A 10,880-nucleotide genomic window follows, 5' to 3' on the forward strand; every position below is an offset into this window, starting at 1 on the left:
CGTTTCTTTTTTATGCGTATTTTACAATCAGGTTCTTCAATATCTTGCCTACGTACTCTGCGGCGTTGGTGGTGCTTTCCAGTTCGTGCATGATTTCTTTTATTTTGATAAGTTCGATACAGTCGGTCTCCTCTTCAAAAAGTTTGGTGATGAAGAATTCGTACATATCGTCGGCTTGGTTCTCCGTTTCGTGCAGCTTTTTGCAGTATTCTCTGAGCGGTGCCGGGTTTTTGCGGAACCTTTCGAGTTCGTCCATCGCTTTGCTGATGTATGTGGCATCTTTCTCAATCAGGCGGCTCAGTGTCCTGCCGCTTTCGGCGATGGGGCGGGGGTTGTAGATGGCGATTCGTTTGGCGCTGTTGTTGATTCCGTCGATGACGTCGTCTATGCCGGAGGCGAGGTCGTGTATGTCTTCGCGGTCGAAAGGAGTGATGAAGGTTCTTCCCAATTCGTCGAAAATCAGGTGTTCCAATCTGTCGCCTTCCCGTTCGAGGTCTTTTATTTTCTTGTAGTAGGCGTATCGTTCTGCCGCCTGATTGTATTGCAGACTTTCTACTAAAACGGCGGATGCGGCGGACAGCACTTCCGATAACTGTTTTAGGAGAGAGAAAAATTTAGGCTCCTTCGGAGCAAACCGGCTGAAAAAAGAATTATTCATAAACCTATTATTTTAAAGTTGTTCTTTTTATGGTGGATATGCTTAGTAACAAATAAGTATATTTTGTAGTTCAAGGAGATTGCCGTAATTTTGCAGGCGGCCGTAGGGCAGGAGGGGTCGTTGCTGCGCTTTGCCGTGTGTGGCCGATTTCCTGCGCAAAGCGCGAAATGTAAGTATAATAAGTCGTATCATTAAAAAGATTGTGTGTTATGGAATTGCCCAAAGATGTGATGATGCTGTTCAGCGTCATCAATATGAAGTTGCGCGATTGTTACTCCTCGCTCGATGAACTTTGCGAGGATATGGACATTGACAAAGAAGAATTGGTAAATCAGTTGAAAGCCGCCGGTTTCGAGTATAGCGCCGAGCACAACCGGTTCTGGTAATTCTTATGTTTGGCGTGTTAAAATTCCGTGGTGAATTTTAGCACGCTTTCCGTTCGCGTTTTCCTTTTCCCCCTTTCCCTGTTAATAAAACCAAAAAGCAGATACTCCTCTTTTAACTTCCCCCTTTTGCTGCGTTCTAACTGATAAAGCTCAGAAATAGAACGGATGATAAACGAGAATAAAATTCGTGCAGTGTGTGCTTCGAACCGCGAACAAGGATTCAAGATGCTGATGGACGCCTTTCAGGCGCCGATATACCACTATATCCGCAGGTTGGTTGTATCTCACGAAGATGCCGAAGACGTACTTCAAGAGGTCTTTATCCGGGTGTTCCGGCACATCGGGGAGTTTCGCGAAGAAAGTTCGCTGTCGACTTGGATTTACCGGATTGCAACCAATGAGAGTCTGCGTCTGCTCAACGGGCGCAAGGAAGAGGGAGTCGTTTCTGCGGAAGAGGTGCAGGAAGAGCTGATAGGCAAACTGAGAGCTTCCGATTACATCGATTACGAAAACGAACTGGCGGTGAAATTTCAGGAAGCCGTTTTGAGTTTGCCTGAGAAGCAACGGCTGGTGTTCAACCTGCGCTATTACGACGAACTCGATTACGAGGAGATTGCGCGTGTGCTGAACAGCAAAGTGGATACGCTGAAGGTGAATTACCATTATGCAAAGGAGAAAATAAAGGATTATATATTAAACAGATAGAACGATGAAAAAGGATTTTGATTTTGACGATATCGGCAAGCGGACACCTTATACTGTCCCCGACGGATTCTTCAACAACGTGCAGCAGAAGGTGATGGCGCGTGCCGGTGTGAAGCAACGGCGGACGCCTTCCGCAAGACTGGCGGTTGTTACAGTGATGGGTATGGCGGCCTTGCTGGCGGGACTTTTGTTTGTTCCTTCTTTCTATCGGGCAGAGGTAGACAATCCGATTTCGGCAGACGTGTTGGCTGTAGAGAGCGGCAACAGTGCGGAGCAGGCCGACGGATGGATTCGGGAATTATCGGACGAGGAGCTGGAAGAGCTCGTCAGCTTCTCCGAAAATGATATATTTTTAAATTAAGTAACTCAATCAATTAAAACGTAAAGATTATGAAGATGAAATTTATTTGTGTAGTAATGGTTGCCCTGTTTGCAGGCAATGTGATGTCTCTTTCGGCTCAGAATAAAGACAATAAAGAGAAAAAGCAGCGTCCCACGCAAGAGCAGATGGTGCAGATGCAAACCAAACAGATGGTGAAAGCACTGATGCTGGATGATGCGGCGGCAGCTAAGTTTACTCCGGTTTACGAGAAGTATCTGAACGAATTGCGCGAATGCCGCACAATGAATCGCCGTCCGCGTGCCGAAAAACCGCAGGGTACGACTGCTGCCCCCCGAAAAAATGCGGAAAAACCGGCTATGACCGATGCGGAGATAGCCACCATGCTGAAAAATCAGTTTGCACAAAGCCGCAAGATGCTCGACGTTCGCGAGAAGTATTACAATGAATTCAGCAAGATTCTTTCTCAAAAGCAGGTGATGAAAATTTATCAGCAGGAGAAAATGAACGCCAACAAATTCAGAAAGGAGTTCGACCGCCGGAAAGGTCAGAAACCTGCACAGAATTGCCAGCGTCAGGGGCAACGTACTCGCTTTTCACGCCAGGGATAAGCAGTTGACATCGCAGACGCTTAGTTCCCTGCCCTCCGTAGGGAACTAAGCGTCTGCGCAGCCTATTCCATGCTCCGCAGCCATGCAATTTCTTCTGCCCATCTGCTCTCATCCGGAGTTTCGAGTATCAGTGGCATATTATCGAATCTTGCATCCTGCATTAGTCTTTCAAAAAAATCTTTTCCTATCAATCCCAAGCCGATGCTGTCGTGGCGGTCTACGCGAGTGCCGAGTGCTTTCTTCGAATCGTTCAGGTGCATGGCGCGCAGATAGCTGAATCCCACCTCTTTGTCGAACTCGTCGAACACCTGGTCATAGTCGTTCACAAGGTCGTAACCTGCCGTATATGTGTGGCAAGTGTCGAGGCATACACCTACCCGGCTTTTGTCGTCCACCCGGTCGATGATGTATCTCAGTTGTTTGAACTCAAATCCTAAGTTAGTGCCCTGTCCGGCCGTGTTTTCGATGACGGCCGTCACCCTCTGAGTCTTTTCCAAAGCGATGTTGATGCTTTCCGCGATACGTGCCAGACAATCTTCTGCCGGTATTTTATTGAGCGAGCTGCCCGGATGGAAATTCAGAAGTTTCAGTCCGAGTTGTTCGCACCGTTGCATTTCGTCTAAAAAGGCGGCACGGCTTTTGGCCAGTCCCTCCTCTTCGGGGTGTCCCAAATTGATAAGGTAACTGTCGTGGGGGAGGATATACTCCGGCAGGAAGCCGAACTTTCCGCAATTTGCTTTGAAAAGGGCGATGCTCTCTTCGGTCAGCGGTTTGCTTACCCACTGGCGTTGGTTTTTGGTGAACAATGCAAAAGCGTTTGCTCCTATCTCATGTGCATTGACGGGGGCGGATTCTACGCCGCCGGATGCGCTTACGTGTGCTCCGATATATTTCATAGGTTGTTTTAAAAAAATTATATGTCGTGCAAATATAACATTATTACCTTTATAATGGTTTAAATTCTGCCATTATCTGTATGTGTCGTGTGTGCTGTCGGGACCCGGTTCGCCGGGTATTGTTATTGCGTTCCACTACAGTTTCCCTTGCGGACCACTATAGTGGAACGCAAGAAACACTATAGTGGTCCGTTCGTTCCACTATAGTGGTCCGCAAAAAGAGTAGGGAGAAAAGGCAGTCCGTTCGGGCTACGGATGAAGTCCTGTGAGTGATATGGACGGATTGCGTTTGCCGACTGTCCTCCTAAATCTCAAAATCAGGCAAATAATCCGTCAGAACCTTGCTCACCTGCTTCCCTTTCACTTGGTCGGTCACCGTCGTTGCCCCTTTCTTTTTGCCGGCGTCGTAATTCAAGGAAACTTTTTCCGCTTTGTTGCTGACGCTGATGGCGGCTTTTCCTTTCCCTGTCAGGTTGCAAGTGATGGTCCAGTCGCCCACCTGTATGGTATTGCCTTTGCGGGTCACTTTCATGTCCGGGCAATTGTTACCGTGCGTATTCATAATCGTCAGAAAACGGGCAGTCTTGCAGGGAACCGTTGTGGAGGAGAAGTGCCAGTGGTTGGGATATTTCAGTGCCTTTCCCTGTGCATTCGTCACGTTCTTCCAGTTGGTCGGGGCACAGAAGAAGGTATCTGTGAGGGCCTGCTCTGTCTTTGCCGAACAGAACAGATGGGCAACGGAAGTACCGCCGGCTTTGTTTCTTCCGCTGACTCGCACCTCGTCCGCCAGTTCCTTCATCTCCATAGGCAGCTCCACCGTATGCAGCAGGTAACTCCAGGCGACGGCTTCTTTCCCCTCCAATTCGTCGTAGATGACGTACACTCCGGTAGTTCCCAACTGGATGATGTGGCGGCGGAACACCTTCACTTTGTTCTCGTCCCAGCCTTTTTCGGGTGTGTACCGGGTGTCCGACAACTCGCCGCGTTTCAGCCATAGGGGAGAAGTCACTTTCCCGTAAGCGTTGGACGCGTCGCCCGCCACATACGAAATCTTCTCTCCTTCATATCAGCGCGGAATCCATCCGTAGCCTTCCGTACCTATCTTCTGCGTTATTCCGTCGGCTAAGATGCTGTTGTGCGCACGTGTGTTACGGTAAGCATACATACAATGGTCGTCCGTGAATCCCGTGCGGTTTGTTCCGGAATCTCGGAAAAAGCGTGATTTGTTCCTATGCACAGGAAGAACAGACAGATAACAAAATTTCTTAAATAGCTCATTATTAGTTCATCAGATTAATAACGGCTCAAAGTAATAAAATCTTTTGTATGCAGTATAATCGGGAATGGAAAAAGTAGGAGGGCATCCTCGTCCGGACGCCCTCCCTTTTGTATGGCTTGTTTTTTTAAAACCGGAAAGATTATTTGGTCAAGTCGCCTATTTCATTCAGGTTTTTCTCAATATCCTCGTCGGTCAGTGAGTAGTTGATAAGGTCGCCTGCCAAGTACTTGTCATAAGAGGCCATATCAATCAAACCGTGGCCCGACAGGTTAAACAGGATTACCTTCTCTTCTCCTGTTTCCTTACACTTGTTGGCTTCGTGGACAGCCGCCGCGATGGCATGGCAGGATTCGGGAGCCGGAATGATACCTTCCATTTGTGCAAACAGACAACCGGCTTCAAACGATTCCAACTGTTGGATATCCATTGCTTCCATCAGTCCGTCTTTGAGCAGTTGGGAAACGATGACGCCTGCACCGTGATAGCGAAGCCCGCCGGCGTGGATATGAGCAGGAGCAAAATTATGTCCTAAAGTAAACATCGGCAGCAACGGAGTATATCCTGCCTCGTCGCCGAAGTCATATTGGAATTTTCCGCGTGTCAGTTTCGGGCAGGAAGCGGGTTCGGCAGCAATGAAGCGGGTTTTCTTTCCTTCCAGGATGTTGTGCCGCATGAAAGGGAAGGAGATACCGCCGAAGTTGGAGCCTCCACCGAAGCATCCGATAACGATATCGGGATATTCGCCTGCCATTTCCATCTGCTTTTCAGCTTCCAGTCCGATAATGGTCTGGTGGAGCGTGACGTGGCTGAGTACCGAACCGAGCGTATATTTGCAGTTGGGCGTCATTTGTGCCAGTTCGATGGCTTCCGAAATGGCGGTTCCCAGCGAACCCTGGTAATTGGGATGTGCGGTCAATATGTCTTTGCCGGCGCGCGTAGACATGGATGGAGAGGGGGTGACCTGCGCTCCGAAAGTCTGCATGATGCTACGGCGGTAAGGTTTCTGTTCGTAGCTGATTTTTACTTGATAAACGGCTGCTTCCAAGCCGAATACTTTTGCGGCATAGGAAAGGGCGGCTCCCCATTGTCCGGCTCCCGTTTCGGTGGTGATATTGGTGACGCCTTCCTGCTTGCAGTAGTATGCTTGCGCCAGAGCGGAATTCAGTTTGTGCGAACCGATGGGGCTTACACTCTCGTTCTTGAAATAAATATGTGCCGGAGTACCCAGTGCTTTTTCCAGTCCGTAGGCACGTACCAACGGAGTGCTGCGGTAATATTTGTACATCTCGCGTACCTCTTCCGGTATTTCTATCCATGCATCGGTCTGATTCAACTCTTGGTGGCATAGCTCTTCGGCAAAAACAGGAAACAGGTCTTCCGCCTTCAGAGGTTGCTTGGTTTTGGGGTGCAGAGGCGGCATGGGTTTGTTTACCATATCCGCTTGGATATTGTACCAGTAGTGTGGTATTTCTTCTTCCGGTAGGATATACCGTTTTCTTTGGTTGCTCATGATAGGTTGCAGTTTTTAGTTTACTGCTGCCAAAAGTAGATAAAAATTTTAATATTCCGATGTTTTTGTCAACAAAGAATCGCTTTTGGTTGTTATTTTATTTAAGTTTGCACGACCTTTTAAAAAAAATGATATGAAGATTTATCATAAGTTTTTATTGTATCAGAATAAACGGCTCAAACCTTATGTACGCATAGTATTGGGGATATTGGAGGCACTGACCTACTTGGCGTCTCTTGCGCTTATAATCGGCGTGATTTACGAACATGGCTTTCCTCTGTCGGCGCACGATGTGGCGAAAATACAGACTTTGTATAAAACGGTATGGATTATCTTCCTGATTGATGTCACCTTGCATATTTTGTTGGAATACCGGAGTACCCGGAAGCAGTATCGGCAATTGGCGTGGATATTGAGCATTCTGTTGTATCTCACGTTGATACCGGTCGTTTTTTACCGGCCTGAAGAGGAGGGAGCCATTTTGCAGTTTTGGGAGTTCCTGCATGGAAAGTTCTATCATTTGGCATTGTTGTTGGTTTTCTCCTTATTGAATCTGTCCAACGGACTGGTGCGCCTGTTGGGTCGCCGCACCAATCCGTCTCTCATACTGGCGGTCAGCTTTCTCGCCATCATCCTGATTGGTGCGGGGCTGTTGATGTTGCCGCGCTGTACGCTGAACGGTATCACTTGGGTCGATTCGTTGTTTACGGCTACAAGTGCGGTCTGTGTCACGGGGTTGGTTCCGGTCGATGTCTCGGTCACATTCACTACCGGAGGACTTGTCGTCATCGTCCTGCTGATTCAGATAGGCGGATTGGGAGTGATGACCTTGACCAGTTTCTTTGCGATGTTCTTTATGGGGAACACCTCGCTTTACAATCAGTTGGTTGTCCGCGATATGGTCAGCTCCAATTCGCTGAGTTCGTTGCTTTCTACCTTATTATATATACTCGGATTCACATTGGTGATTGAAGGTATCGGGATGGTTTTCATCTGGCTCAGCATCCACGGCACGCTTGGAATGACTTTGGAGGGTGAGTTGGCTTTTTCCGCTTTCCATTCTATTTCGGCCTTCTGTAATGCAGGCTTTTCCACGCTGTCCGGAAATTTGGGAAATCCGATGGTGATGACCGGTCATAACGGGTTGTTTATCTCGGTCTCTTGCCTGATTATTTTAGGGGGTATCGGTTTCCCCATCCTGGTCAATTTCAAAGATATTGCATTGTATCATTTGCGCCATCTTTGGAAATTTGCACGTACCCGCAAACTGGAAAGGCACCGGATGCTTCACCTCTATAACCTGAATACGAAGATTGTACTGATTATGACTTTCCTGCTGTTGGTTGTCGGCACGTTGGCGATTGCTGCCTTTGAATGGGATGCGGCGTTTGCCGGAATGTCTGTTGCCGACAAGTGGACACAGGCTTTCTTTAATGCAACCTGTCCGCGAACTGCCGGTTTCAACAGTGTCGATTTGGCTTCGCTGAGTGTGCAGACCTTGTTGGTCTATTTGGTTTTGATGTGGATTGGAGGTGGAGCACAGTCTACTGCCGGTGGTATCAAGGTGAATGCTTTTGCGGTGGTGGTGTTCAATCTGATAGCTGTGTTGCGTGGCACGGAACGTGTGGAAGTATTCGGCAGGGAACTCTCGCACGACTCTATCCGGCGTTCCAATGCTACGGTGGTCATGTCGTTGGGAGTGCTGTTTCTTTTTGTCTTTATATTGAGCATTCTCGAACCCCAGGTTTCGCTCTTGGCACTGACTTTCGAGTGTGTGTCGGCTCTGAGTACGGTAGGCTCCAGTCTGAATCTCACCCCGAAGCTGTGCGACGCAAGTAAATTGCTGGTCACAGTACTGATGTTTATCGGGCGTGTGGGGCTGATTACGCTCATGCTTGGCATTGTGAAACAGAAAAAGAATACAAAATACCGTTATCCGAGTGATAACATAATCATAAATTGAGTATATGAAGTATATTATTATCGGTTTAGGAAATTACGGCTATGTGTTGGCCGAAGAACTGTCCGCATTGGGACACGAGATTATCGGTGCGGATGTAAGTGAGAGCCGGGTGGACAGTATCAAGGATAAGATTGCCACCGCGTTTGTGATTGATGCAACGGACGAACAGTCCTTGTCGGTACTTCCGTTGAATACGGTCGATGTGGTGATTGTGGCGATTGGCGAGAACTTCGGTGCGTCCGTGCGGGTGGTGGCCTTGTTGAAACAGAAAAAGGTGGCCCGTATTTACGCCCGTGCGATTGACAGGGTGCATAAAGCGGTGCTGGAAGCCTTTAGCCTGGAAAAGATATTGATGCCGGAAGAAGATGCGGCCCGCAGCCTGGTGCAACTACTTGACTTTGGGACAAGCATGGAAGCTTTTCGAATCGATTCGGAATATTATGTGGTCAAGTTTGCCGTACCCAAGAAGTTTGTTGGATACTTTGTCAATGAACTGAATTTGGATGAAGAGTTCCATTTGAAATTAATCGGACTGAAGCGTGCCAATAAGGTAACCAACTGTTTGGGGATTTCTCTGACAGAACTGTATGTGAAGAACGAACTGCCCGAGAAGGAGAAAGTGGAAGAGGGGGATGAATTGGTCTGCTACGGTAAATATCGCGATTTTCAGACTTTCTGGAAGGCCATCTGATGATTGTTTCTCCTGGTTTCTTTGCAGAATGGAATGTAAATAAAGGAAAAATCCCCATTAGATATTGTAAATATCCCGCTCTTTTTGTTCCTTTGTCCCTTGTTTACAAACAGAAGGCTTGATTATGAAAAAAATAATTTATTTGTTTTTGTTGTCATTGGCAGTGGTTGCGGCTGCTTGCGGTGGTAAAAGAGGACGTGCAAAGGGCGAATCGATATTGGCAACGATGGACAGTGTGGATGCCAACGGACTGCAACGTATGCAAATCTCCAAAAGCGAAACGGACATTAAGTTCAAGGGAAAAGATTATCGTTCCTTCGTTTTGCGTACGCCCGACGAAACTCTGCCCCATGTCACCAATGAAATGGGCGATACCTATCTCGACAATAAAATAGTGTTGCGCCTGACGCGTGGCAACGAAAAAGTGTTTGATAAAACATTCACCAAGAACGATTTTTCGTCCGTTGTGGATGCTAAATTCCTTTCGCACTCTGTCTTGGAAGGAATCGTGTATGATAAGACCACTTCGCAAGGAATCGTATATGCCGGAAGTGTCTGCTATCCGCAGACGGACTTGTATGTGCCGCTTTCCATCACTATCACAGCCGATGGAAAAATGACTATACAAAAAGTAGATATGCTTGAAGAATATGACAATGAAGCCTCCAATTAGGCTTGCAATAAGGGGTATTGGCAATAGAATTCAGTATATATCCCCTCCGCATTGGGCAGTGACGTGTCGACTATTTTTGCCCAATGGCATGGAATGCCCGACCGTACTTTGGTGTAGACTCCGCAAGGAGAAGTGAAGACGCTGACCGTAGACGAATTTATCGAACTCGACAAATATACCCTTTTTAAGAAAAACATCGGATACGAGAAAAAAGCCAAATCGGACAAACAGGGACATCCCGTGAAGGACAAACAAGGCAATCCTGTCTATGTGGCGGGCAAACCCAACGGTTGGCTGGTCGAACAGGGCGGATATCCTCCTTTGGCTTTCGTATTTTCGGGCGGCTGGTTCTATATCAAGGCAAACTCCGACCGCAAATGGTTGACGGACAAGGATGACCGTTGCAATGCGAATGTCGAAAAATTGCAAGTCATGAAACCCGTGACCTCCGAATACAAAGCATCTACCATTGCTTACAAGATGCCTTTTGCCGATTTTCCGAAAGATTGCTGGATTACATTCCGCATTCATATCGACTGGACTGTCTACGGCAAAGAGGCGGAAACAATCGTGAAGCCGGGTATGCTCGATGTGCGGATGGACTATCGGGACAAAGGGAAAAACATTAGCAAGCACATTGTTGACAATGAGAAAATTCTGATTGGGCGCAACGACAAGGACGGCTACTATTTCAAATTCGGTATTTACCGGGTTGGCAACAGCACGAAGCCGGTATGCTACAATCTGGCAAATTATTCAGAATGGTGAATTCGTTGAAAAGAAATTTCCACCGGTAATTCTTTTCCGCCGATTGCCCGTCAGGACACGGTTCGTCGGGCTTTGTTATTTCGTTCCACTGTAGTTGTCTTTGCGTTCCACTATAGTGTTCCGCAGGGGAAACTATAATGTTCCGTTCGTACCACTATAGTGGTACGCAAAAAGAGCAGGGGGAAAAGACAATCCGGTTGGGCAACGGAACGAAACCTCTCCGCAATGCATTGGAGTTTCTTTGGCTTATATCCTACTCACGTTACTTCGGTTTATCCCGTCAGTATTAAAAAATGTCAATTATTTCCTTCCGTTAGGCAAACAGATTTCGGTTCTGCAAAAAGATTCTTTTTTTTGCCTCTTCTCCAATTACGGTCTAATAAAAAGATGAATAATGAGT

General features: G+C 47.4%; 10 protein-coding genes and 2 pseudogenes. 8 read left to right on the forward strand and 4 right to left on the reverse strand.

Going from position 1 to position 10,880, the window contains the following annotated elements:
• Nucleotides 1-10: 10 nt before the first annotated feature.
• Complete coding sequence (locus tag QZ331_RS07365; protein WP_294629288.1) at nucleotides 11-658, reverse strand: DUF47 family protein; 648 nt, start codon at nucleotides 656-658, stop codon at nucleotides 11-13.
• 209 nt (nucleotides 659-867) lie between these two features.
• On the opposite strand from QZ331_RS07365, the gene QZ331_RS07370 reads away from it, so the two are divergent.
• The 4 genes from QZ331_RS07370 to QZ331_RS07385 all read left to right on the forward strand — a co-directional run bounded on the left by QZ331_RS07370 (nucleotide 868) and on the right by QZ331_RS07385 (nucleotide 2,700).
• Nucleotides 868-1,044, forward strand: a complete 177-nt coding sequence (locus tag QZ331_RS07370) for a DUF4250 domain-containing protein (RefSeq protein ID WP_294629289.1) — start codon at nucleotides 868-870, stop codon at nucleotides 1,042-1,044.
• A 165-nt stretch (nucleotides 1,045-1,209) separates the two neighbouring features.
• Nucleotides 1,210-1,749, forward strand: a complete 540-nt coding sequence (locus QZ331_RS07375) for an RNA polymerase sigma factor (protein ID WP_294629290.1) — start codon at nucleotides 1,210-1,212, stop codon at nucleotides 1,747-1,749.
• 4 nt (nucleotides 1,750-1,753) lie between these two features.
• The gene (locus tag QZ331_RS07380; protein WP_294629291.1) at nucleotides 1,754-2,110 is read left to right on the forward strand and encodes a hypothetical protein; all 357 of its coding nucleotides are present in this window, start codon (nucleotides 1,754-1,756) and stop codon (nucleotides 2,108-2,110) included.
• A 29-nt stretch (nucleotides 2,111-2,139) separates the two neighbouring features.
• Nucleotides 2,140-2,700 (forward strand): hypothetical protein, encoded by a 561-nt coding sequence (locus tag QZ331_RS07385; RefSeq protein WP_294629292.1) that lies wholly within the window; start codon nucleotides 2,140-2,142, stop codon nucleotides 2,698-2,700.
• Nucleotides 2,701-2,762: 62 nt separating this feature from the next.
• Here QZ331_RS07385 and nfo read toward each other — a convergent pair whose 3' ends face one another.
• The 3 genes and pseudogenes from nfo to QZ331_RS07400 all read right to left on the reverse strand — a co-directional run bounded on the left by nfo (nucleotide 2,763) and on the right by QZ331_RS07400 (nucleotide 6,385).
• On the reverse strand, nucleotides 2,763-3,596 hold the full coding sequence (gene nfo / locus QZ331_RS07390; protein WP_294629293.1) for a deoxyribonuclease IV: 834 nt from the start codon (nucleotides 3,594-3,596) through the stop codon (nucleotides 2,763-2,765).
• A gap of 304 nt (nucleotides 3,597-3,900) precedes the next feature.
• Nucleotides 3,901-4,791: pseudogene (locus tag QZ331_RS07395) on the reverse strand (heparinase); the annotation flags it as partial.
• 223 nt (nucleotides 4,792-5,014) lie between these two features.
• On the reverse strand, nucleotides 5,015-6,385 hold the full coding sequence (locus tag QZ331_RS07400; protein WP_294629294.1) for a TrpB-like pyridoxal phosphate-dependent enzyme: 1,371 nt from the start codon (nucleotides 6,383-6,385) through the stop codon (nucleotides 5,015-5,017).
• Between the two features lie 133 nt (nucleotides 6,386-6,518).
• On the opposite strand from QZ331_RS07400, the gene QZ331_RS07405 reads away from it, so the two are divergent.
• The 4 genes and pseudogenes from QZ331_RS07405 to QZ331_RS07420 all read left to right on the forward strand — a co-directional run.
• A complete protein-coding gene (locus QZ331_RS07405) occupies nucleotides 6,519-8,348 on the forward strand; it encodes a potassium transporter TrkG (protein ID WP_294629295.1) in 1,830 nt (609 codons plus the stop codon).
• Nucleotides 8,349-8,352: 4 nt separating this feature from the next.
• A complete protein-coding gene (locus QZ331_RS07410) occupies nucleotides 8,353-9,039 on the forward strand; it encodes a TrkA family potassium uptake protein (RefSeq protein WP_294629296.1) in 687 nt (228 codons plus the stop codon).
• Between the two features lie 124 nt (nucleotides 9,040-9,163).
• The gene (locus tag QZ331_RS07415; RefSeq protein ID WP_294629297.1) at nucleotides 9,164-9,712 is read left to right on the forward strand and encodes a DUF4738 domain-containing protein; all 549 of its coding nucleotides are present in this window, start codon (nucleotides 9,164-9,166) and stop codon (nucleotides 9,710-9,712) included.
• Between the two features lie 30 nt (nucleotides 9,713-9,742).
• Nucleotides 9,743-10,480 (forward strand): annotated as a pseudogene (locus tag QZ331_RS07420) (heparin lyase I family protein); the annotation flags it as partial.
• Nucleotides 10,481-10,880: the final 400 nt, after the last annotated feature.

The sequence above is a fragment of the uncultured Bacteroides sp. genome (genome assembly GCF_910586915.1).
GTDB lineage: Bacteria > Bacteroidota > Bacteroidia > Bacteroidales > Bacteroidaceae > Bacteroides.

Excerpts from the sequence above, each read along its gene's own strand:
- QZ331_RS07365 (WP_294629288.1), bottom strand. The coding sequence starts at position 658 with ATGAATAATTCTTTTTTCAGCCGGTTTGCTCCGAAGGAGCCTAAATTT.
- QZ331_RS07370 (WP_294629289.1), top strand. The coding sequence starts at position 868 with ATGGAATTGCCCAAAGATGTGATGATGCTGTTCAGCGTCATCAATATG.
- QZ331_RS07375 (WP_294629290.1), top strand. The coding sequence starts at position 1,210 with ATGATAAACGAGAATAAAATTCGTGCAGTGTGTGCTTCGAACCGCGAA.
- QZ331_RS07380 (WP_294629291.1), top strand. The coding sequence starts at position 1,754 with ATGAAAAAGGATTTTGATTTTGACGATATCGGCAAGCGGACACCTTAT.
- QZ331_RS07385 (WP_294629292.1), top strand. The coding sequence starts at position 2,140 with ATGAAGATGAAATTTATTTGTGTAGTAATGGTTGCCCTGTTTGCAGGC.
- nfo (WP_294629293.1), bottom strand. The coding sequence starts at position 3,596 with ATGAAATATATCGGAGCACACGTAAGCGCATCCGGCGGCGTAGAATCC.
- QZ331_RS07400 (WP_294629294.1), bottom strand. The coding sequence starts at position 6,385 with ATGAGCAACCAAAGAAAACGGTATATCCTACCGGAAGAAGAAATACCA.
- QZ331_RS07405 (WP_294629295.1), top strand. The coding sequence starts at position 6,519 with ATGAAGATTTATCATAAGTTTTTATTGTATCAGAATAAACGGCTCAAA.
- QZ331_RS07410 (WP_294629296.1), top strand. The coding sequence starts at position 8,353 with ATGAAGTATATTATTATCGGTTTAGGAAATTACGGCTATGTGTTGGCC.
- QZ331_RS07415 (WP_294629297.1), top strand. The coding sequence starts at position 9,164 with ATGAAAAAAATAATTTATTTGTTTTTGTTGTCATTGGCAGTGGTTGCG.